Source organism: Geodermatophilus sp. SYSU D00779, assembly GCF_054050595.1.
Genome location: NZ_JBJGZQ010000015.1, coordinates 96,160 through 117,963, shown reverse-complemented (window position 1 = coordinate 117,963; position 21,804 = coordinate 96,160). Strand labels below are relative to the sequence as shown.

The 21,804-nt window shown below is 76.1% G+C and carries 18 protein-coding genes; 11 read left to right on the top strand and 7 right to left on the bottom strand.

Features of this window, described 5'->3' with window-relative positions; all coding sequences use genetic code 11:
• Positions 1-35 precede the first annotated feature (35 nt).
• Positions 36-1,721 carry a DNA repair helicase XPB gene (locus tag ACI79G_RS14030; protein ID WP_456881732.1) on the top strand — a complete coding sequence of 562 codons (1,686 nt, stop codon included), beginning with the start codon at positions 36-38 and terminating at the stop codon, positions 1,719-1,721.
• 65 nt (positions 1,722-1,786) lie between these two features.
• Here the strand turns inward: ACI79G_RS14030 and ACI79G_RS14025 are convergent, their stop codons facing one another.
• Positions 1,787-4,048, bottom strand: coding sequence for an ATP-binding protein (locus tag ACI79G_RS14025; RefSeq protein WP_456881731.1), 2,262 nt, complete (start codon positions 4,046-4,048; stop codon positions 1,787-1,789).
• A gap of 61 nt (positions 4,049-4,109) precedes the next feature.
• On the opposite strand from ACI79G_RS14025, the gene ACI79G_RS14020 reads away from it, so the two are divergent.
• Genes ACI79G_RS14020 through ACI79G_RS14005 form a run of 4 tightly spaced genes read left to right on the top strand, consistent with a single transcriptional unit; the run spans position 4,110 to position 6,034 of the window.
• On the top strand, positions 4,110-4,469 hold the full coding sequence (locus tag ACI79G_RS14020; protein WP_456881730.1) for a hypothetical protein: 360 nt from the start codon (positions 4,110-4,112) through the stop codon (positions 4,467-4,469).
• 1 nt (position 4,470) lies between these two features.
• Positions 4,471-5,319 carry a CPBP family intramembrane glutamic endopeptidase gene (locus ACI79G_RS14015; RefSeq protein WP_456881729.1) on the top strand — a complete coding sequence of 283 codons (849 nt, stop codon included), beginning with the start codon at positions 4,471-4,473 and terminating at the stop codon, positions 5,317-5,319.
• Between the two features lie 50 nt (positions 5,320-5,369).
• Positions 5,370-5,645 (top strand): type II toxin-antitoxin system Phd/YefM family antitoxin, encoded by a 276-nt coding sequence (locus tag ACI79G_RS14010; protein ID WP_456881728.1) that lies wholly within the window; start codon positions 5,370-5,372, stop codon positions 5,643-5,645.
• The gene (locus tag ACI79G_RS14005) at positions 5,642-6,034 is read left to right on the top strand and encodes a type II toxin-antitoxin system VapC family toxin (protein ID WP_456881727.1); all 393 of its coding nucleotides are present in this window, start codon (positions 5,642-5,644) and stop codon (positions 6,032-6,034) included. The genes ACI79G_RS14010 and ACI79G_RS14005 overlap by 4 nt, the downstream gene beginning before the upstream one ends.
• Positions 6,035-6,040: 6 nt before the next feature.
• On the opposite strand, the gene ACI79G_RS14000 is transcribed toward ACI79G_RS14005, so the two are convergent.
• Complete coding sequence (locus ACI79G_RS14000; protein ID WP_456881726.1) at positions 6,041-7,246, bottom strand: aminotransferase-like domain-containing protein; 1,206 nt, start codon at positions 7,244-7,246, stop codon at positions 6,041-6,043.
• Between the two features lie 363 nt (positions 7,247-7,609).
• On the opposite strand from ACI79G_RS14000, the gene ACI79G_RS13995 reads away from it, so the two are divergent.
• Positions 7,610-9,415, top strand: coding sequence for a DEAD/DEAH box helicase (locus ACI79G_RS13995; protein ID WP_456881725.1), 1,806 nt, complete (start codon positions 7,610-7,612; stop codon positions 9,413-9,415).
• Between the two features lie 187 nt (positions 9,416-9,602).
• Here the strand turns inward: ACI79G_RS13995 and ACI79G_RS13990 are convergent, their stop codons facing one another.
• Both ACI79G_RS13990 and ACI79G_RS13985 read right to left on the bottom strand, forming a co-directional pair.
• Entirely contained in the window at positions 9,603-12,557 is a 2,955-nt protein-coding gene (locus tag ACI79G_RS13990; protein ID WP_456881724.1) for an ATP-binding protein, read from the bottom strand.
• A 145-nt stretch (positions 12,558-12,702) separates the two neighbouring features.
• A complete protein-coding gene (locus tag ACI79G_RS13985) occupies positions 12,703-12,834 on the bottom strand; it encodes a hypothetical protein (RefSeq protein WP_456881723.1) in 132 nt (43 codons plus the stop codon).
• 251 nt (positions 12,835-13,085) lie between these two features.
• Between ACI79G_RS13985 and arr the strand changes: the two genes are divergently transcribed.
• Positions 13,086-13,547 (top strand): NAD(+)--rifampin ADP-ribosyltransferase, encoded by a 462-nt coding sequence (arr, locus tag ACI79G_RS13980; RefSeq protein WP_456881722.1) that lies wholly within the window; start codon positions 13,086-13,088, stop codon positions 13,545-13,547.
• A 124-nt stretch (positions 13,548-13,671) separates the two neighbouring features.
• On the opposite strand, the gene ACI79G_RS13975 is transcribed toward arr, so the two are convergent.
• A complete protein-coding gene (locus ACI79G_RS13975; RefSeq protein WP_456881721.1) occupies positions 13,672-14,979 on the bottom strand; it encodes an MFS transporter in 1,308 nt (435 codons plus the stop codon).
• 305 nt (positions 14,980-15,284) lie between these two features.
• Here ACI79G_RS13975 and ACI79G_RS13970 point away from each other — a divergent pair, with 305 nt between their 5' ends.
• Both ACI79G_RS13970 and ACI79G_RS13965 read left to right on the top strand, forming a co-directional pair.
• Positions 15,285-16,556 carry an ArgE/DapE family deacylase gene (locus ACI79G_RS13970; RefSeq protein WP_456881720.1) on the top strand — a complete coding sequence of 424 codons (1,272 nt, stop codon included), beginning with the start codon at positions 15,285-15,287 and terminating at the stop codon, positions 16,554-16,556.
• On the top strand, positions 16,553-17,227 hold the full coding sequence (locus tag ACI79G_RS13965) for an HD domain-containing protein (protein ID WP_456881719.1): 675 nt from the start codon (positions 16,553-16,555) through the stop codon (positions 17,225-17,227). The genes ACI79G_RS13970 and ACI79G_RS13965 overlap by 4 nt, the downstream gene beginning before the upstream one ends.
• Here ACI79G_RS13965 and ACI79G_RS13960 read toward each other — a convergent pair.
• Positions 17,151-17,474: a DUF4031 domain-containing protein gene (locus tag ACI79G_RS13960; protein WP_456881718.1), complete on the bottom strand. Its 324-nt coding sequence runs from the start codon at positions 17,472-17,474 to the stop codon at positions 17,151-17,153. The genes ACI79G_RS13965 and ACI79G_RS13960 overlap by 77 nt on opposite strands.
• A 35-nt stretch (positions 17,475-17,509) precedes the next feature.
• On the opposite strand from ACI79G_RS13960, the gene ACI79G_RS13955 reads away from it, so the two are divergent.
• A complete protein-coding gene (locus ACI79G_RS13955) occupies positions 17,510-18,508 on the top strand; it encodes a Gfo/Idh/MocA family protein (protein ID WP_456881717.1) in 999 nt (332 codons plus the stop codon).
• Positions 18,509-18,810: 302 nt separating this feature from the next.
• Here the strand turns inward: ACI79G_RS13955 and ACI79G_RS13950 are convergent, their stop codons facing one another.
• Positions 18,811-19,617 carry a DUF72 domain-containing protein gene (locus tag ACI79G_RS13950; RefSeq protein WP_456881716.1) on the bottom strand — a complete coding sequence of 269 codons (807 nt, stop codon included), beginning with the start codon at positions 19,615-19,617 and terminating at the stop codon, positions 18,811-18,813.
• A 313-nt stretch (positions 19,618-19,930) separates the two neighbouring features.
• Here ACI79G_RS13950 and ACI79G_RS13945 point away from each other — a divergent pair, with 313 nt between their 5' ends.
• Positions 19,931-21,703 (top strand): fibronectin type III domain-containing protein, encoded by a 1,773-nt coding sequence (locus ACI79G_RS13945; RefSeq protein ID WP_456881715.1) that lies wholly within the window; start codon positions 19,931-19,933, stop codon positions 21,701-21,703.
• The last annotated feature ends 101 nt before the right edge of the window (positions 21,704-21,804 follow it).

The window sequence follows — 21,804 nt, the reverse complement described above, 5'->3', positions numbered from 1 at the left end:
GGCCGCCGTCCCCTCCCGTCTGCCGAAAGGTCCCCGTGAACGACGGACCCCTCATCGTCCAGTCGGACAAGACGCTGCTGCTCGAGGTCGACCACCCGGCCGCCCGCGAGTGCCGCGCGGCGATCGCGCCGTTCGCCGAGCTCGAGCGCTCGCCCGAGCACGTGCACACCTACCGGGTGACGCCGCTGGCGCTGTGGAACGCGCGCGCCGCCGGGCACGACGCCGAGCAGGTCGTCGACGCGCTGGTCCGCTACTCGCGCTACCCCGTGCCGCACGCGCTGCTGGTCGACGTCGCCGACACGATGGACCGCTTCGGCCGGCTGACCCTGCAGAACGACCCGGTGCACGGGCTGGTCCTCACCAGCTCGGACCGGGCGGTGCTCGAGGAGGTCATCCGCAGCAAGAAGGTCGCCCCGATGCTGGGCGCGCGGATCGACGGCGACACCGTCGTCGTCCACCCCTCCGAGCGCGGCCGGCTCAAGCAGGCGCTGCTCAAGGTCGGCTGGCCGGCCGAGGACCTCGCCGGCTACGTCGACGGCCAGGCGCACCCGATCGAGCTGGCGCAGGACGGCTGGCACCTGCGCGACTACCAGCAGGAGGCCGTCGAGGGCTTCTGGCAGGGCGGCTCGGGCGTCGTCGTCCTCCCCTGTGGTGCGGGCAAGACGCTGGTCGGCGCCGCGGCGATGGCCGAGGCCCGGGCGACGACGCTGATCCTGGTGACCAACACCGTCTCCGGGCGGCAGTGGAAGCGCGAGCTGCTGGCCCGCACCTCGCTGACCGAGGACGAGATCGGCGAGTACTCCGGCGAGCGCAAGGAGATCCGCCCGGTCACCATCGCGACCTACCAGGTGATCACCACCCGCCGGAAGGGCGAGTACCGGCACCTGGACCTCTTCGACGCGCAGGACTGGGGGCTGATCGTCTACGACGAGGTGCACCTGCTGCCCGCGCCGATCTTCCGGCTCACCGCCGACCTGCAGTCCCGCCGCCGGCTGGGCCTGACCGCCACGCTGGTGCGCGAGGACGGCCGGGAGGACGACGTCTTCTCGCTGATCGGCCCGAAGCGCTACGACGCCCCGTGGAAGGACATCGAGTCCCAGGGCTACATCGCGCCGGCCGAGTGCATCGAGGTCCGGGTGTCGCTCGACGACGAGGAGCGGATGACCTACGCGGTCGCCGAGCCCGAGGAGCGCTACCGGATCGCCGCGACCGCGACCTCGAAGCTGCCGGTGATCCGCCGGGTGCTCGACCGGCACCCCGACGAGCAGAAGCTGGTGATCGGCGCGTACCTCGACCAGCTCGACGAGCTGGGCCGGGCGCTCGACGCCCCGGTCATCCAGGGCTCGACCACCAACCGGGAGCGGGAGAAGCTCTTCGACGCCTTCCGCGCCGGGGAGATCAAGACGCTGGTGGTGTCCAAGGTCGCCAACTTCTCCATCGACCTGCCCGAGGCCGCGGTCGCCGTCCAGGTGTCGGGGACCTTCGGGTCGCGGCAGGAGGAGGCCCAGCGGCTGGGCCGGGTGCTCCGCCCCAAGGCCGACGGCCGGCAGGCGCACTTCTACACCGTGGTCAGCCGCGACACCCTCGACGCCGAGTACGCCGCCCACCGGCAGCGCTTCCTGGCCGAGCAGGGCTACGCGTACACGATCGTCGACGCCGCCGACCTGGCCGGCCCGGGTGAGGTCAACGGCCCGGACTGGGTGGACGAGCCCGCCGACTGAAGAAGGACCCCTCTGCCCCCCACCGCTCGCGAGCTCGCGGCGGGACCCTGCAGAGGAGCCACCGCTCAGCCCTGGGCGGCGGTCCACGCGGCGATCTGCGCGCGGGAGCGGAAGCCCAGCCGGGTGAGGATCTGCTCGACGTGCGACTCCGCCGTCCGCGGCGAGATGACCAGCCGCGCGGCGATCTCCCGGTCGGTCAGCCCCTGGGCCACCAGGTCGGCCACCTCCCGCTGGCGGCGGGTCAGCGGGCCGGACGGCGGGGGTGTCGGCGTCCCCGCCGCCGGTCCCTCCCGCAGTGCCAGCGCGACCGCCGACGCCCGCTGCAGGGCGCTGCCCTCGGCGTGCCGGGCGCCCCACCGCTGCTCGCCGAGGGCGCGACGGGCCACCCCGGTCCAGTGGTCGCCCACCGCGGTCAGCGGCTCCGGTAGCCGGGCGGGCACCGACCGCCAGACCGCGTCGGCCGCGCCGGCCAGCCGGGCGGCCGTCTCGGCATCCCCACGGGCGGCCGCGGTCCAGCCGAGGGCGGTCACGCAGAGCGCGACGCCGCTGCGGTCGTCGACCTCCCGCATGAGCCGCAGCGCCTGCTCCTGGAGCCGGGTGGCCGCGGCCGGGTCGCCGGCGGCCAGCCGCACCAGGCCCTGCCCCCAGAGGGCGTGGGACCGGGTCCACGGGTCGTCGGCGCCGGCGAGGCTCGTGTCGAATGCGGCGTCGGCGGACCCGAGGTCGCCGGCGAGCAGGGCCACCACCCCGACGTCGGCCCAGCAGAACGCGCCGGCCCCCGCTCCGACCACCTCGTGCTCGGCGGCCGCGGCGCGCAGCAGGCGGTCGGCCGCCGCCAGGTCCGCACGGAACAGCGCCGCCTGGCCGAGGTACTGCGTGGCCAGGGCAGCCACCGCCGGCAGGTCCAGCGCCCGCGCGTCCCGCAGCCCCTCCTCCAGCAGCGGGACGGCGGTCTCCGGATCGGTCGCGACCAGGGCGAGGTGACCGGCGACGACCAGGCCCCGCGCTCGCTCGGGACAGGGTGCCGGCACTGCGCGCAGCAGCAGGTCGAGCCAGCGCCGTCCCTCGCCGAGGTGGCCGCGGGCCGCCCAGTACAGCCACGCGTCGGCGACGGTCGCGAGCCCGGCCGCCTCCTCCCCGGGCGTGCGCAGGCAGTGCTCCAGCGCCGGGGCGAGCTCGGCGTGCACCACGGCCAGCCGGTCGAAGGCGGCGACCTGCCCCGGGCCGAGGAACTGCGCCGCCGCGTCGGCCACCAGCCGGGCGCACCAGTCGCGGTGCCGCCGGCGCACCGGCTCCGCCTGCCCGGAGGCCTCGAGCAGCTCGCGGCCGAACGCCCGGACGGTCTCCAGCATCCCGAACCGGCTCCCGGTGCCGTCTCGGACGACGGTGAGCAGGGAGGCGTCGACCAGGCCGCCGATCGCGTCGAGCAGGTCGTCGACCGGCAGCCCGTCGTCGGCGCACACCGCCTCGGCGGCCGCCAGGTCGACGTCCCCGGCGAACACCGCGGCGCGGGACCACAGCAGCCGCTCCCGGTCGCCGAGCAGGTCGGCGCTCCACTCCATCGTCGCCCGCAGCGTGCGGTGCCGGTCCGGCCCGGCGGGCCCGGGCCGGCGCAGCAGCCCGAAGCGGTCGTCGAGCCGGTCCAGCAGCTCGGCGGGGGTCAGGGCGCGCAACCGGACGGCGGCCAGCTCGATCGCCAGGGGGATGCCGTCCAGCCGGCGGCACAGCTCGGCGAGGGTGCCGTCGTCCGCCGGGGTCAGCACCAGGTCGGGGGCCGCCGCCCGGGCCCGCTGCGCCAGCAGGGCCACCGCCTCCGATCCCGCACCGACCGGCAGCGGGGGCACCGCGAGCAGCGCCTCCCCCGGCAGGTCCAGCGGCGTCCGGCTCGTGGCCAGGATCGTCAGGCCGGGGCAGGCGGGGGCGAGCGCGTCGAGCAGCACGGCGCAGGCGTCGCGCAGGTGCTCGCAGTTGTCGAGCACGAGCAGCACCCGCCGCTCGCCGAGGACGTCGGCCAGCGACGCCGGGAGCCAGCGGCCCGTGCTGTCCCGGACGTCGAAGGCGGCTGCGACCGCGGCGGCGGCGAGCGCGGGGTCGGCGACCGCGGTGAGGTCGGCCAGCACGACCCCGTCGGGGAAGGACCGGCGCAGCTCGTCGGCGGCCCGCAGGGCCAGCCGGGTCTTGCCCACCCCGCCCGGCCCGACCAGCGTCACCAGCCGCGACTCCGCCAGCAGCTCGCGCACCCGGCCCAGCTCGGCGCGCCGGCCGACGAACGAGCTGCGCTCGGCCGGCAGCCGGGACCCCGTTGCGGGGGCTGCCCGCCGCACCATGGCCGGGGACCGTAGCCGCCGGGTACGGGTGCGTGGGAGGACCCGTACCGCCCTCCGGGAGATGCCCGCTGTGCCCACCGCCCGCCGGCGGGAGCGTGGCCGCATGGGCGCGCGCGGGCACGGGGGGACCGGGCTCTTCCTCGTGCAGTTCCGCAGCTGCCCGCCGTCGGTGGCCGACGCGGTGGAGATGCACCGCGCCCTCCGCCGGGCGGTGACCCGGCTCAGCGCGGCCGGGACGGCGATCCGGTGGTGCGCCGCCTGGCTCCTCCCCGACGAGTGCCGGTGCCTGTGCCTGGTGCAGGCGGCACGGGAGGCCGACGTCGTCCGCGCCCGCGACCTGGCCGCCCTGCCCACCGCGTCCGTCGCCCCGGCCCGCGCGCTGGACGGCCCTCCCCTCCCCCGAACCGGAAGCAGGTCCTGACATGTCCGCCACCGACGCCCGCCGTCCCGTCCCCGCCCGGGCCGGCGGCCTGCGCGACCGGGTAGCCCGCCGCCCGTTGACCGCCTTCCTCGTCCTGGTCGCCGTCGTGGGGTGGCCGCTCATGTCGGTGCCGGCGCTCACCACCCACGGGGTCCTCCCTGGCGGGCCGCTCCCGCAGGAGCCGTTCGCCCTCGGGACGACGCTGCTCGTGATGCTGCCCGCCGCGCTGTGGGTCACCGCGGTCGCCGACGGCCGCCCCGCCGTCCGGGCCCTGCTCCGTCGCGCCGTCCAGTGGCGCTTCGGGGCCGGCTGGTGGGCCGCGGTGCTCCTGGCCCCGCCGGTGCTCACCCTCGCCGTCGGGGTGGCCGCGGGGCAGGGCCTGCGGACCGGCGACCTGCTCGCTCCGCTGGCGTCCGGCGCCCTCTCCGTGGTGGCCGCGGTGCTGCTCGTGCACCTGTGGGAGGAGACCGTGTGGGCCGGTTTCTTCCAGGGTCGCCTGGAGCAGCGGCACGGCTTCCTCGCGGCCGCCGCGCTGACCGCCGTCCCGTTCGCGGCGGTCCACCTACCGCTGGCGTTCATCGGCGACCTGACGGCCGGCCGCGTCGGGCTCGCGGTCGGCGCGCTGTTCGTGCTCGGTGTGGTGATGCGGCTGCTGGTGGGCGCCACCGTGCGCGGCGCCGCCGGCAGTCTGCTGGCCGCCGGGATCGTGCACGCGACGTTCAACGCCTCCAACAACGAGGGCGACCTGGTCGACGACCTGCTCGGCGGCGGCCAGCCCACGCTCTACGCGATCACCGCGGCGGTCCTGTTCGCGGCCGGGGCCCTTCTCGCGGTGCGGGACCGGCGCTGAGTCGTCAGCCGCCCGAGACCCTGTAGCACATCTGGTGCTGCAGTCGTGGCGTGACCCGCATCGGCGTGCGCGAGCTGCGGCAGAACGCCAGCCGGTACCTCGCGCTCGTGAAGGCCGGCGAGACGGTCGAGGTGACCGAACGCGGCGAGCTGGTCGCGGTCCTGGCCCCACCGTCCCCCGCGGCGACGGCACGCGAGCGGTTGATCGCCGAGGGCCGGTTGATCCCGGCCACCGGGCCACGCTTCATCCCGGAGCCCGTGGCGGCCGCTCCTGGAGCGCCGAGCGTCTCCGAGGCACTGGCCGAACAGCGTGCCGAGCGACTGTGATCGCCTTCGACAGTTCCGCCCTCACGAAGCTCGTCGTCCGCGCACAGGAGACCCCGCCCCTCCGCGCGTGGTTGGCAGCACATGAGGAGGCCGCGTGGTCAGCCAGCTCCCTGACCCGTGTCGAGGTCGTGCGGGCCGTGGCTCGGGCCCAGGCCGCCGCGGTGCCGACCGCTCGCAGACTCCTCGCGGGGATGGACCTGGTCCCTCTGGGGCCGGACCTCCTGGAGGTGGCCGCCGACCTCGGACCGCCGTCCCTGCACAGCCTCGACGCCGTCCACCTGGCGACGGCCCTGACCCTCGGGTCGGCGCTGGACGCCTTCGTGGTGTACGACGAGCGGCTGGCGCAGGCGGCCGCCGACGCGGGGCTGCCCGTCGTGTCGCCGTCCTGACCCGGCTCAGACCTCCGCCAGCACCGCCCCCAGCCGGCGCACGCCCTCGGCGATCCGCTCCGGCGTGTTCGTGGTGAACGACAGCCGCAGCGTGGCGCGGTCCGGCGTCCCGGCGTAGAAGGCCGCGCCGGGCACGAAGGCCACGTCGTGGGCCAGCGCACGGTGCAGCAGGTCGGCGGTGTCGGGGGTCCCGGGCAGGCGCACCCACACGAACATCCCGCCGTCGGGGTCGGTCCAGGTGCTGCCCTGCGGCAGCACGTGCGGCAGGGCCTCGACGAGGGCGTCCCGGCGCGCACGGTAGGCCGAGCACAGGGTCATGACGTGCGCCTCCACGTCGGCCGCGGCGAACCAGGCCGCCGCGGCGGCCTGGTCGATCGTGGAGGTGTGCAGGTCCGCCGCCTGCTTGGCGACGGTCAGCGCGGGCAGCAGCCGGGACGGCACCCGCAACCAGCCCAGCCGCAGCCCCGGTGCGGCGATCTTGGAGAAGCTGCCGACGTGCAGCACGTGGTCGTCGGCGCCGGGCTGCGCGGCCAGCGAGAGCACCGGGGCACCCCGGTAGCGGAGCTCGCCGTAGGGGTCGTCCTCGACGACCCAGACGCCGTGCCGGGCGGTGAGCTCGACGACCTCGGCGCGCCGCTGCGCCGGCATGGTGCGGCCGGTGGGGTTGGCGAAGGTCGGGACCAGGTACAGCAGCGCCGGCCGTTCCCGCTCCAGGACGTCGGCGAGCGCGGCCGGGTCGACGCCGTGCTCGTCGGTGGGCACGGGCACCACCCGGGCGCCGGCGAGCTGGAAGCACTGCAGCGCCGCGAGGTAGGTCGGGTCCTCCACCAGCACGACGGCGCCCGGGTCGAGCAGCGCCGTCGCGACGAGGGTCAGCGCCTGCTGCGAGCCGGACGTGACCAGCAGGTCGTCCACGGTGGTGAGCAGGCCGCGGGCGGTCATCCGGGCGGCGACCCGCGCCCGCAGCTCGCGGTCGCCCTCGGTGGGCGCGTACTGGAGGGCGCGACGGGCCGACGACCCCCAGAGGACGGCGTCGTAGGCGGCGCGGACGCCGTCGAGGTCGAACAGCTCGGGCGCGGGCAGGCCACCGGCGAAGGAGACGACCTCCGGCCGGTCGAGGAGGGCCAGCAGCTCGCGGACCGGCGAGCTGGCCACCCCGGCCAGTCGCTCGGCGAGGGCGGGGGCAGGACGGGAGAGGACGAGGGAGGACACGGGTGCTCCAGGAGGGACTGCACGGTGAGGGGGACGGCGCCGGGGTGCGGGTGGTGTGCCGCTGTCACCCGGGCCGGGAGGGCCTCCTGGTCGAGGAGCCGCACCCAGCGTACGACCGCTGCCGGCGCCACGCCCCGCGCGACGCCGGGGTGGGACGGCTGGGGCGCGGTGGGCGGCCGGGACCGGCGGAACGGACGACCCGGCCGGTCGCGGGCATGACGATGCCCACACCGTGCGGATCGCACGGGGCATCGGCGCAGGTCAGCGGCGGATCGTTCGGCGCCATACGTCCTCGCGGACGGCGCGCGCGGGAGGTGGCCGGTTCGGCGTGTTGCTCGTCGCCCGGGCAGGATGGCTCCCGACATGGCGAGTGCAGCACGCGCGGAGGCGGTCGCCCCGCAGAGGACCAGCCGACCGCTCCGGGCCTGGCAGCAGGCCGCGTTGGAGCAGTACGAGCAGGAGTCACCGAAGGACTTCCTCGTCACCGCGACCCCGGGGGCAGGCAAGACGACCTTCGCCCTCACCCTGGCCGCGCGGCTGCTGCAGCGGCGCGAGGTCGCCCGCGTGATCGTCGTCTGCCCGACCGACCACCTGCGCCTGCAGTGGGCCGAGGCCGCCGACCGCATGGGCATCGTCCTCGACCCGAACCTGACCAACGCCGTCGGCCCGGTGCGCGCCGGCACCCAGGGTTACGTGACGACGTACGCGCAGGTCGCGGGCAAGCCCATGCTGCACGCGGCCCGCGCCACCGCCGTGAAGACGGTGGTCATCCTCGACGAGGTGCACCACGCCGGTGACGGCCTGTCCTGGGGCGAGGCGGTCGAGGAGGCCTACGGCTTCGCCGCGCGCCGGCTGTGCCTGACCGGGACGCCGTTCCGCACCAAGCCCGACGAGCGCATCCCCTTCGTGCGCTACGAGGAGGACGGCTTCGAGGGCGACGACGGCGAGGGCGGCATGGGGCTGGTCAGCCGCGCCGACTACACCTACGGCTACAAGGAGGCGCTGGCCGACAGCGTCGTCCGCCCGGTCGTCTTCGCCGCCTACACCGGCACCTCGCGCTGGCGGAACTCCGCCGGCGAGGTCGTCGCCGCATCGCTGTCCGAGGCCGGCACCCGGTCGGTGGAGATGCAGGCCTGGCGCACCGCGCTGGACCCCAAGGGCCAGTGGGTGCCGCACGTCATCGCGGCCATGGACGACCGGATCACCCACCTGCGCGAGGAGGGCGGCATGCCCGACGCCGCCGGGCTGATCCTCGCCAGCGACCAGGACGACGCCCGCGCCTACGCCAAGATCGTCCGCCGGGTCACCGGCAAGGCGCCCGAGCTGATCCTCTCGGACGACCCCAAGGCGTCGAAGAAGATCGAGCGCTTCGCCACCGGCTCGGCCCGGATCGCCGTCTGCGTGCGGATGATCTCCGAGGGCGTCGACGTCCCGCGGGCCGCCGTCCTGGCGTGGATGACCTCCTACCGGACGCCGCTGTTCTTCGCCCAGGCGGTCGGCCGCGTCGTCCGCGCGCGGGCCGCGCACGAGTCGGCGACGGTGTTCCTCCCCGCCGTCCGGCCGCTGCTGTCGCTGGCCGCGTCGATGGAGGAGCAGCGCAACCACGTCATGCCGCCGCCGAAGGCGCAGGACCCCGAGGGCCTCGACCTCGAGCCGCTCCCGGCCAAGGAGCGCGAGCCGGTCACCATGAAGCAGTTCGAGGCACTGGAGGCCGACGCCCGATTCGCCCACGTGCTGCACAGCGGCACCGCGCACACCGGCGAGGGCCGCCCGGCCACGGGGCGGGCGGGGGATGACATGGCCGCCGAGGAGGAGGACTTCCTCGGCATCCCCGGCCTGCTCACGCCGGAGCAGACGGCGTCCCTGCTGGCCCGGCGGGACGAGGAGCTGCGGCTGCGCATCGCCCAGCGCGTCCACGACGACGACACCGGCGAGCTGCCCGTCGTCGAGGACCACCCCGACGAGGACGACGCCGGCCGCTCCTGGCGCGACGCCGCCGAGCTGCGGCGGGAGGTCAACCGGCTGGTCGCCCGGGTCGCGGCCAAGACCTCCCGGCCGCACGGGGTCGTGCACACCGAGCTGCGCAAGGCCGTCCCCGGGCCACCGTCGGCCTCGGCGTCGGTCGAGGTGCTCCGCGCCCGCCGGGAACGCCTCCGCACCATGCTGTGACGAGCATCGCCGGTGGGCGGCAGGCGCCGCGAGTGAGCAGTTGTGGTCGCTCGACGTGGCGTGTCCGCGCGTGTCGCCGACAGCAACTTCGCAGTCGGCGGCGCGCTCCCGGGCGACGGCGGGCACGCCGCCACCCTGCCCGAGCCGGCCACCCGGGACAGCTCCCCGACCGGGCAGGCCCGAGGGGTCAGCTCGGCGCGGGGGTGAGCAGGCCGCGGGCGGCGGCGAGGGCCACGGCCTCGGTGCGCCCGCCCGCGCCGAGCTTGGCCAGGATCCGGCTGACGTGCACGCTCGCGGTCTTCTCGCTCATGTACAGCTCCGCACCGATCTGCCGGTTGGTGCGGCCCTGGGCCAGCAGCCGCAGCACCTCGGCCTCCCGCGGCGTGAACACCGCCGCCACGTCCGGCACGCGCCCGACCCCGGGCAGGCCGAGCCGCCCCCGCCGGGCCAGGGCCGTGACCGCCGACCGCAGCGGCGCCGCGCCGAGCCGGGCGGCGACCTCCGCGGCGGCACGCAGCTCGTCGGCCGCGGCGGTCCGGTCGTCGGCGGCCAGCAGCGCCTCGGCCAGCCGCCACCGCGACCGCGCCTGCTCGTAGACGTGCCCGTAGCCGAAGGCGTCGACCGCGGCCCGCCAGGGGGCCGGCTCCGCCCGGCCGGCGAGCCGGGCCGCCTCGGCCTCCACGCGGGCCTGCCAGGCGGCCGCCTCCACCCCGAACGGCCCGACGTCGCGCAGGTGGTCCTCGACCGCCGCGCGGGCCTCGGTGACCAGCTCCTCCCCCGCCTCGACCCAGCGCCGCGCCGCCGCCTCGTCTCCCTGCAGGCGGGCGGCCGCGGCGGCGTCCCCGACCGGGGCCAGCGCGGTCGCGACCAGCCGGAGCACGGCGAGCCGGTCGGCGTCCCAGTGCGCCCGCACCTGCCGCACCGCCTCGCGCGCCCGGGCCACGGCGGTCCCGGCGTCCCCGGCCCAGGCGGCCAGGTCGATCTCCGCCCCGGCCGTCGCCAGCAGCAGCAGGACGTGCGCGTCCAGTCGCCGGGCCAGCCCGCGGGCCCAGACGACCCGCTCGGCGGCCGACGGGTCCCCGCGGCCGACCTGCACCAGCAGCCCGGCGGCGCGCACGTGCGCGGCCATCTCCGGCACGCGCGCCAGCCGGTCTGCCAGCGCCAGGCTGCCGTCCCAGTCGCCGGACACGTAGCGGGCCGACACGCCCAGGTGGCGCAGCTCGGCGCCGTAGAACGACCACTCGACGCCGAGCTCGGCCGCGCGGTCCAGCGCCGCGTCGACCCGGCGCAGCGTGGCGGCGACGTCGCCGGCCTCGTACGGGACGACGGCGAGGTTGAACAGCACCCGCAGCTCGACGTCGGTGTCGCCCGACCGCCGGGCCCGCACGAGGGCCTCCTCCAGGCGGCCGGTGACGTCGCTGCCGCCGCGCATCCGGGCCAGCGAGACCGCGGTGTCGGCCCACGCGCTGTCCAGGCCGAGGGCGTCTGCGGCGGCCAGTGCCTCGTCGGCCGCGGCGTCGGCCTCGGCCCGGCGGCCCACGGACCAGCTGGTGCGCGCGTGGGTGGCCGCCGCCCAGGTGCGCACCGGGGACGGCGGGTCGGCCAGCACCAGCGCCATGGCCCGGCTGCTCTCCCGGTAGGCCGCCGCCTGGTCCTCGATCCGGCTCAGCGCCTGGGCCAGCCGGTAGTGCACCCGCGCCCGCTCGACCGGGTCGCCGTCCGGGCCGAGCAGGTCCAGCGCGGCGCGGATCAGCGCCACCCCCCGCTGCGGCTCCCCCGCGGCGCGGGCCGCGGCCGCGCTGTCGAGCAGGAGGCTCGGCTGGTCGCGCCCGGCGCGGGCAGCGGCGTCGGGCACGGCCGGCCACAGGGCCAGCGCCGTCTCCAGGTGCTGCAGCTGCTCGGCGGGCGCACCGGCGCGGCACGCCTCGGCGGCCGCCTCCAGCGACGCGGAGAACGCGCCGGCGAGGTCGTTGCTGGCGCGCGCGTGGTGGGCCAGCTCCGCGGCGGTGCCGGCTCCCGGCGTGGCGGCGAGGTGGGCGGCGGTGGTGGCGTGCAGCCGGACCCGCTCACCGGGCAGCAGGTCGGCCAGGACGGCCTCGCGCAGCAGGGCGTGCCGGAAGCGGTAGCGACCGGCGTCGGAGACCACGAGCAGGTGGTGGTGCACCGCCTCGGCGAGGGCGGCCTCCAGGTCTGCCGGGGGCAGCCCGCTGACGGCGGCGAGCAGGTCGTGGCGCACCTGCCGGCCGGCGACCGCGGCCACCCGCAGCACCTGCTGGGCCGCCTCGCCGAGCTGCTCCACCCGGGTCAGCAGCACGTCGGTCAGCGCCAGCGGCAGCGTCTCGCCGGCCAGCCCGGCGGCGAGCAGCTCCTCGGCGTAGAAGGCGTTGCCCTCGGCGCGGGCGACGACGTCCTCGACCGTGCGGTCGGGCACGCCGGAGGCCAGGCCGCGCACCAGCTCGCCGACGGCGGCGTCCGGGAGCGGCGCGAGCTCCAGCCGCTCGACGACGGGCAGCCGCACCAGCTCGGCGAGCAGCGGGCGCAGCGGGTGGCGGCGGTGCAGGTCGTCGGAGCGGTAGGAGGCGACGAGCGCGATCGGTTCCTCGCCCAGCCGGGCGAGCAGGTAGCGGAGCAGGTCGCGGCTGGAGCGGTCGGCCCAGTGCAGGTCCTCGAGGACGACGAGCAGCGGCGTCTCCGCGGCCAGCTCGCCCAGCAGCGCCACGACCGACTCGAACAGCTGCAGCCGCCCGCCGTCCGCGACGGGACGGCGGGCCAGCGGGCGGCCGAGGTCGGCGGCGTCCCCCGCTGGCATCTCGGGCACCGCGGGGACACCCCGGCCCGACAGCAGCTCCGGCAGCCCGGGCTGCCCCGACCCCGCCGCCACCGGGCGCAGCAGGTCGACGAACGGCAGGTAGGGCAGCCCGACGTCGCCGAGGTCGACGCAGTGCCCGGTGAGCACGCGCAGGCCCCGCTCGGCGGCGCGCGTGGCGAGCTCGTCGAGCAGCCGGGTCTTGCCGACGCCGGCGTCCCCGGCGAGCAGCACCGCCCCGGCGCGGCCCTCGAGGGCGCGGTCGACCGTGGTCAGCAGGCGGGCGAGCTCGGCGTCCCGGCCCACGAGCGGTCGGTCGTCGTCCCACTGCGGCACGGCTCCGATCGTGGCAGACGGGCCCTCCTGCCCCCACCACTCGCAGGAGGAGGACCCCGTCCTCCCCACCCCTCGCGAGCTCGGGGCGGTGCCCTGGACGGGGCCGCGGCCTGGAAGGGCCGCTGCGGGGGCGGGGGTCCTCCCGTCAACGCGCCCGCCGGGACCAGCGGGTGGTCCAGGCGTTGCGCCGCGTGCGGGTGCCGCGGCCGATCTGCTGCAGCAGTTCCCGGCGGTAGGCCAGCTCGGCCTCGAGTCCGGGGTTGGGGTAGGTCTGCACGACCGTCTCCTGTCGTCGTCGTGATCGATGGCGACGACGGTCGTGCTGAGGGGGCGCTCGCGGCATCGGTCGGTCGGGCAGACCTGCCGGGGTGGATCGCGGCTGAGGCCCCTCAGCCGGCCCTCCCACGGTGAGGTGTGGCGCGGGCTGTCGCCTGGTGCGCGTCCGCTGCCACGCGGCGCTGCCCGGCACGATCGATCCCGTGGGATGGAGCAGGGTGGCCGACCCTGGTCCCCGGGGAGAGGACGGCGATGGGCGAGAACAGCAGCAGCCACGTCCCCGTGACCCACGGACGCTGCGCGCACGCCGCGGGCCCCTTCTACCACGGGACGAGGGCCGCGCTCGAGGCCGGCGACGAGCTGGTCCCCGGCCACGGCTCCAACTTCCAGGAGGGCCGGGTGTCGAACCACGTCTACTTCACCGCGCTCGTCGACACGGCCGCCTGGGGAGCGGAGCTGGCGTCAGCGCTGGCCGGGAGCGGGGAGCGGGGACACATCTACGTCGTGGAGCCCCTGGGCCCCTTCGAGGACGACCCGAACGTGACCGACAAGCGGTTCCCCGGCAACCCCACGCAGTCCTACCGCACCCGCCACCCGCTGCGCGTCGTCGGGGAACTGGACGACTGGGAAGGTCATGACCCGGAGGTCGTGGAGGGGATGCTGGACAGCCTGGCGCGGCTGCGGGAACAGGGGCTGGACGTCATCGAGGACTAGGAGGGGTCCTCGCGTCGGCAGATGACGCGGCTCTGCTCCGCCGCAACGGGGAACAGCTGTTCCGCTGCGGGGAGCGACAGCCGGCCGGGGGCCTCACGCCTCCACCGTGAGGAGGGGCCTGGCCTCAGCGCAGCTCGGTGCCCTTGGTCTCCCGCAGGGTGAGGATGACGGCGAACGCGACCGCAGCGCCCACCGCGACGTACCAGAAGAACCACAGCGGGTGCCCGGCCTCGGACAGCCAGGTGATCACCAGCGGGGCCGTGCCGCCGAAGGTGGCGACGGTGAGGTTGTACCAGGAGCCGATGCCGATGGCGCGCAGCTCGGTGGGGAACAGCTCGCTCATGATCGCCGGGGCGATCGAGGCCATGAGCGCGTAGAGCCCGAGGCCGGTGCAGAAGACGACGATCAGCGAGAAGAGGTTGTCGCGGACCAGGAAGGACAGCGGCACGATCAGCACGGCCATCGCACCCGACCAGATCAGCAGCTGTGGCTTGCGCCCGATGTGGTCGGAGAGCTTCCCGAACGGGTAGCACAGCGCGACGAACAGCGCGGTGCCGATCGAGAGCGCGATGAAGACGTCGGTCTTGTCGGCGTCGCGGAAGGTGATCGCGAACGGCGTCAGCGCGCTGAAGAACGTGTAGTACGACAGCGTCGACAGCAGCGTGAAGGCGCACAGCTGCACCACGGCCTTGGGGTGGTGCTTGATCGTCTGCAGCAGCGGGTGCTTCGTCGCGCGGGCCTTCTCCGCGTTCTCCTCGAATTGCTCGGTCTCCACCAGCGACCGGCGCAGCCACATGCCGACCAGGCCGAGCACGCCGCCGATGAAGAAGGCGATCCGCCAGCCGTAGGACTCCAGCTGCTCCTGGCTGAGCGTGCTGGTCAGCAGCACCCCGAGCAGGGACGCCGCCAGCAGCGCCGACCCGGTGGAGATGTAGAAGAACGACGAGTACCGCCCGCGGTGGGCGGGCGGAGCGATCTCGCCGAGGTACGCGGAGGCGTTGGACACCTCGCCACCCAGCGACATCCCCTGGGCGACCCGGGCGAGCAGCAGCAGGACCGGTGCCAGCCAGCCGACCTGCTCGTAGGTGGGCAGGATCGCGATGACCATCGAGCCGCCGGCCATCAGCAGGATGGTCAGCAGCATCCCGGCCTTGCGGCCGCGCAGGTCGGCGAACCGGCCGAGCAGGATGCCGCCCAGCGGCCGGAAGAAGAAGGCCAGCGCGTAGGTCGACGTCGCGCCGATCAGGGCGAGCGCCTCGTTCTCCGCCGGGAAGAACTGGCCGGCGAAGAAGACGACGAACGTCGCGTAGACCGTCCAGTCGAACCACTCGACCGCGTTGCCGATGCTCGCCGAGACGAGCGTCCGGACCGGCAGCCGGTGCCGCTCCTCGGTCGTCGTCGTGCCTGGACCCTGGTGGACCGTGTCGGCCATGGGACCTCCCCACGTCGCCCGAGATGTGGACTCGGATCGACCGTAAGGGCGACACGCCACGACGGCACGCCGAAGCAGGAGAAGGGTCCGGACCGGGCGACGGCCGCCTCGCGGCGAGAGGCACAACGCGGCTCCAGGCCCCCGACCGAGGTCGGGGCGGTGGTCCGCGAAGGCGTAACCAAATTGGCACCCGGGGGCACGATGCACCCGGCCCGGACGCTCTCCACGCTACCCCCGAGGACGCCCGCTCACACGGCCAGGGGCGAGAGACTTCGACCCTCCGGACCGCGTGCCAGACTCCGCCCGTGGCCGACCTGACCGACGCCGAGGCGCGCGTGCTGTCCGCCGTCGACGAGGCCTGGGCGGTCTCCCGGCTGCGGGAGCTGGTGGCCGTCCCCTCGGTCGGCGGCACCCCGGCGGAGTGCGAGGTGCAGCACCTGGTCGGCGACCGGCTGGAGGAGCTCGGCTGCGCCGTCGACCGCTGGCCGATCGACCTCGCCGCGGCAGCGACGGCGCCGGACGCGCCCGGCCAGGAGGTCGAGCGCAGCGAGGCGTGGGGCGTGGTCGGCACCGCGCCGGCGGCCGAGGACGGGACGCCGGCGCTGGTCTTCTCCGGTCACACCGACGTCGTCCCGCCCGGGGACCGCGCGCTGTGGCCCGGCGACCCGTTCGACCCGCGCGTCGCCGACGGCGCGGTGCACGGCCGCGGCTCCTGCGACATGAAGGCCGGGGTCGTCGCCGCGCTCGCCGCGCTGGCCGCCGTGCGGACGGCGGGGGTGCGGCTGGCCCGACCGGTCGCGGTGCACGCCGTCGTCGGCGAGGAGGACGGCGGGCTCGGCGCCTGGGCGACCCTGCGGCGCGGGCACCGCGGCGAGGTGTGCGTCATCCCCGAGCCGACCGCCGGCGCCGTGGTCACCGCCAACGCCGGTGCGCTCACCTTCCGGCTCGAGGTCCCCGGGCACGCCGCGCACGCCGCCCACCGCGACCGCGGGGTGAGCGCGGTCGAGAAGTTCGCCGAGGTGCACGCCGGGCTGCGCGCGTTCGAGGCCGAGCGGCAGCAGGGCGCCGACCCGCGCTTCGGCGACGCCCCCTACCCGTACGGCATCAACATCGGGCGGGTGCGGGCCGGGGACTGGGCCAGCTCGGTGCCCGACCGCCTGGTCGCCGACGGCCGCTACGGCGTCCGGCTCGGCGAGGACGTCGCCGCGGCGCGGGCCGCCCTCGAGGCACGGCTGGCCGAGCTGTGCGCCGCCGATCCCTGGCTGGCCGGGCACCCGGTGCGCCTGACCTGGACCGGCGGCGCCTTCGCCAGCGGCTCGCTGCCGCACGGGCACCCGCTGCTGCCCGCCGTCCAGCGCGCGGTCGCCGACACCGGCGCCGGGGTGCCGCCCGAGCGGGCCATCCCGGCCGGCAGCGACCTCCGGCTCTACGCCGCGGCCGGGGTGCCGACGCTGCACTACGGCCCCGGCGACCTGCACCTGGCGCACGGTCCGCTGGAGCGCGTGCCGGTCGACGAGCTGGTCACCGCGGCACGGGCGTTCGCGCTGCTGACCCTGCGCACCTGCGGGGTGGCATGACACTCGTAGGGTTCGAGGCGTGGGCGCGGCTGGCCGGGGACTCCCCCACCTCCCGCACCGAGTGGGCGGCCGTCGTCGCCGCGTGGGGTGAGCCGCACCGCCGGTACCACGACCTCCGGCACCTGGCCGCCGTCCTCGGGCTGGTCGGGGAGCTGGCCGGCGCCGCCGCCGACCCCGACGCGGTGCAGCTGGCCGCCTGGTACCACGACGTGGTCTACGACCCCCGCCGTGGCGACAACGAGCAGGTCAGCGCCGAGCGGGCGCGCGCCGGCCTGCGCGGGCTGGTGCCGCCGGAGCGGGTCGAGGAGGTGGCCCGGCTGGTGCTGCTCACCGCCGGGCACGACCCGGCTCCGGACGACGCGAACGGCGCGGTCCTCTGCGACGCCGACCTCGCGGTGCTCGCCGGACCGCCCGACGCCTACGCCGCCTACGCCTCCGCGGTGCGCGAGGAGTACGGGCACCTCTCCGACGCCGAGTTCACCGCCGGTCGCACCGCCGTCCTCGAGCACCTGCTGGCGCTGCCGGCGCTGTACCGGCTGCCGGCCGTCGCCGCCGAGTGGACGCCGCGGGCGCGGGCCAACCTCGCTGCCGAGCTCAGCCTGCTACAGCGCCGCGCCTCTCCTGGGTCGCAGGGGCCTCCCCAGCGGCACGGACCCCCCGCGTCTTCTTGAGCCGCAGCCCCGCCCCCACCAGCCGGGCGAGCAGCTCGCGCCCGCCGACCGGCTCGGCGCCGGCGGCCACCGCCACCTCGTAGAGCTCGTCGGGGACGTCGTAGTGGTCGCCCTGGAACGCCCGCCGCGGGATGCCCAGCTCCGTGGCGACGAAGGCGTGCAGCTCCTCGTAGGAGACGTCGCTGACCAGGTGCGACCAGCGTCGCCCGCGCCACGGCCACACCGGGGGGTCGATCAGCACCGCCACGGCGACAGTCTGCCCGCGGCACTAGCGTTCTGCCGGTGAGCGAGGAGATCCGCTGGGGCGTCGTCGGACCGGGCCGCATCGCCGAGAACGTGATGGCGGACTTCGCGCACGTGCCCGGCGCCCGGCCGGTCGCGGTCGCCTCCCGGTCGGCACGGCGCGCGGCGGCGTTCGCCGAGCGGCACGGGCTCGAGCGGGCGCACGGCTCCTACGCCGACGTCCTGGCCGACCCGGACGTCGACGTGCTGTACGTGGCCACGCCGCACCCCCAGCACCACGCGGTCGCTCTCGCCGCGATCGACGCGGGCAAGGCGCTGCTGGTCGAGAAGACCTTCACCGCCACGACCGAGGGCGCACGCGAGGTGGTCGGGCGGGCCCGGGAGCGCGGGGTCTTCGTCATGGAGGCGATGTGGACGCGGTTCCAGCCGGTCGTCGTCCGGCTGCGGGAACTGGTGGCCGACGGCGCGATCGGTGAGGTCCGCTCGGTGCAGGCCGACCTCGGCGTGGCCCGCGAGTACGACCCCGCCGACCGGCTGTTCGCCCACGACCTCGGCGGCGGGGCGCTGCTCGACGTCGGCGTCTACGTCGTCTCGTTCGCGCAGATGGTGCTCGGCGACCCGGACACGGTCACCGCGACCGGGTCGCTGTTCCCCACCGGCGTCGACGCCGAGGCCGCGCTGCTGCTGGGGTACGCCGACGGCCGGTCGGCCACGCTGACGGCCTCGCTGCGGTACCCGACGCCCGGGCAGGCGCGGGTGTTCGGCACCGCCGGCTGGATCGACGTCCTGCCCCGCTTCCACCACCCGCGCACCATCGTGCTGCACCGCTCCGGCGCCGATCCGGAGGAGATCACGCTGCCGCCGTCGGGCACCGGCTACAGCCACGAGTTCGCCGAGGTGACCGAGTGCCTGCGGGCCGGGCGGACCGAGAGCGCCGTGATGCCGCTGGCCGACACCCTCGCCGTCCAGTCGGTGCTCGGCCGGGCCGCCGACCAGCTCGGCGTGGCGTTCCGGGAGGACCCGCACGTGCTGGCGTGACGCCACCCGGACGGGTGGGCCGCCTCGAGCCGCCGCCGGACGTGCCGATGGTCACACCGACCGCCCGGCCGGCCGGGTCGCCCCGACCCGTCCGGAGCCCCGCGTGGTCGTCGTCGAAGCCCCGGGAGGACGAGCGCGAGGCCGAGCGCAGCTCCGACGACGGGCGCCACGGCTCGGACGACGGCTGAGCCGACCGTCCGGTCGTGACGAGTTGCCCGGAGGGGTCCTCGAGGACGGCACAACGGCTCCACGTGGCTCGGGCACCGCACCCGGCCGCGGTGGCGTCCGGTGGGACGACGGTGTCACGGCGTCCCGGCCTGCGGCGTCTCCGGGGGCGCCCAGGCCCGGCCGCTGGCCTGGTCGGCGGTGGGCACGCGGGTCGGCGTCCGGCCCGTGCGGCGCACCGCCTCGGCGAAGACCACGGCATCGGTGACGGCCGCACCTCCGGGGTCGTTGTTGAAGTAGACGAGGACGTCGGAGTCGCCGTGGGTCTCCGACAGCCGCTCGGCCCAGGCCTGCAGCGCCTCCGGGCGGTAGGCCCAGCCCTCGACCCCGGTGTGCAGGCGCAGGTACCCCCAGTCGGCGGTGCGCCACAGCGGCGCGACCGGCTGCTCGGCCCGGTCGGCCCAGCACAGCGCCGCGCCGTAGCGCTCGAGCAGCGCGCGGACCTCGTCGGTCCACCAGGAGTCGTGCCGCGGCTCGACGGCGACGCGCACGCCGGCCGGGAACTGCGCGAGGCACTCGCGCAGCAGGTCCGGGTCGGCCTTCAGCGTGGGCGGCAGCTGCAGCAGGACGGCGTCGAGCCGGTCGCCGAGGCCGGCCATCCGGTCCACCAGCCGGGCGACCGGCTCCCCGGGGTCGCGCAACCGCTTGACGTGGGTGAGGAACCGGCTGGCCTTGACCGCCCACCGGTAGTCGGCGGGTGTGCGCTCCCGCCAGGCCTCGAAGGTGGTCCGCTCGGGCAGCCGGTAGAAGGCGTTGTTGCTCTCGACGGTGGCGAAGTGCTCCGCGTGGTGCTCCAGCCACAGCCGCTGCGGCAGCTTCGGCGGGTAGAAGCGGCCGCGCCAGTCGCGGTACTGCCAGCCCGACGTCCCGATGACCACCGCCACGACCAGCGCCTACCCGCCCCGACCGCCGCCGACGCGGACCGGTCGCGCCCCCGGATTGGGGGGATCCGCTCCCCCTCCGCTCGGCTGCCGGGCGCGTCGCCGCGCGACGACCGTGACCCCCACGAGACCGGCCCACGGTGGTGTGGGGTCCGGCGCGACTGCGGAGTAGGCGATGACCAGGACACGACCGACCCAGCACGGCGGTCGCGGGGGTGCGCACAAGGCTGTGGTTCCCCCCGCGTCGCGAACGTCCCGATCCCCCAGGCGACTGATCGCCGGCGGTCTGGTGGCCCTGACGGCCACCGGGAGCCTCGTGACCTTCGCGACCATGGCCCAGGCCGGGAACCCGCCCCTGGGTCCCGGCAACATCGAGGTCTTCCCCAAGCGCGACATGGTGGCCCTCGAGGGCTACACCGACCAGGCCGGCGAGACGGCGACCGTCACCGTCTCGCGCAACGGGCAGCAGATCGGGATCGGTGAGGGCGTCGTCGACGCGACCGGCTTCCTGGAGTTCAACCACCCGGGTGGCTCCTGCTGGACCGGCGTGACGCCCAACATCCAGGGCGGCGACCTCGTCGAGGTGCGCTTCAGCGAGACCGCCTTCACCGACGGCGCCTACGTCAGCTCGGCGAAGATCACCAGTGTCACGCACAGCGACTTCGGCGCGACGGCGGCGGACGGCGACGTCGAGGGCACGGTCACCATCAGCGGCACCTACGGCGACGACTTCGGCACCCGCTTCGACCTCTCGCGCTTCGTCGTCGAGGTGGTCAACCCGGAGATGCGCCGTCCCGACCCCAGCACGCCGCCCACCCTCATCGGCGAGCGGGCGATCGGCTGGACGCCGGTCGTCGACCCGGCCGAGCCCAACGGCGGCCCCGGGTACGAGGTCACGGGCACCGCTGGGGACGGCGCCTTCTCGGTCACCTTCGGCATGTACTCCGCCGCCGACGCCGAGCGCGTCCTCGACGGCGAGCACGTGGTGACCTCCTGGATGCAGGACTCGGGCGAGCTGGCCCTCGGCAACTCGCTGTACGAGTTCGGCGAGACCGACGGCCCCGGCTTCGGTGGCTGCCCGGCCGGTCCGGCCTCGCAGGCCCCGGTGCCTCCCACGAGCGTCACGGCGACCCGTAGCGGCACGGACGTCACGCTGACCTGGACGACCCCGGCCCAGCCGGTGGACGCCAACCCGGTCACCCAGTACCGGGTGGCCGTCGTCGACGGGGTCACCGGGCAGGAGATCGCCGTCCGCCAGGGCGCCAACCCCGGCGAGAACTCGGCGACCATCCACGGCCTGGTCGCCGAGCAGGCCTACGGGCTCATCCTCGAGGCCACCAACGGCCAGTGGAGCCCCGTGGTGCAGCTGGGCACGCTCAACGCCGACGGCAGCATCACCCCGGCGACCGACCCGACCAACCCCGACACCACCGGTGGCGGCACGGGCGGCACGGGTGACGGCACCGGGGGTGGCGGCACCGTCGAGACCCCGACCGAGCCGGTCGTGGTGCCTCCGACGGCGCCCTCGCTCACCCGCGTCCTGGCCGGCCACGAGTCGGTCACGGCGGAGTGGACGGCCGCCCAGCCGGGCAACCCCACCAGTGCGATCACCGGCTACGAGGTCGTGGCCACGCCGCCGGTCGGCAGCGCCGCCACCCCGGTGACGGCAGCGGTCGCCGCCACGGCCACCTCCGGCACGGTCACCGGCCTGACGAACGGCGTCGACTACACCGTCCAGGTGTTCGCCCTGGCCGGCACCCAGCGCACGGGCAGCACCACGGCCACGGGCGTCAACGCGGTCGTCAAGCCGAGCGACGTCGTGACGGTCAGCCGGGCCCAGTACCGCGCCGACCGGCGCGAGTACCGGATCTCCGGCACCGCCCAGGACACCAGCGCCAACCGGGTGCACCTGCGGGTCGGCGACGTCGCGGGCAGCGGCGCGGTCATCCAGGTCAACGTCCCGGTCCTGGCCGACGGCACCTGGTCGGTGGACCTCCGCAACGGTCCGGTCCTGCCGACCAACAACCGGTTCAACGTCACCTCCGACTCGGGGGCCAGCACGGTCGCGGCTCTGACGCGGTCGCGCTGATCCGGCCGGCACACGTCGGGGCAGCAGCCGGGCCCTGACACCCCGGACACACCGAGGGCCCGTTCCCGTTCGCGGGGGCGGGCCCTCGGTGCGCACGCGTG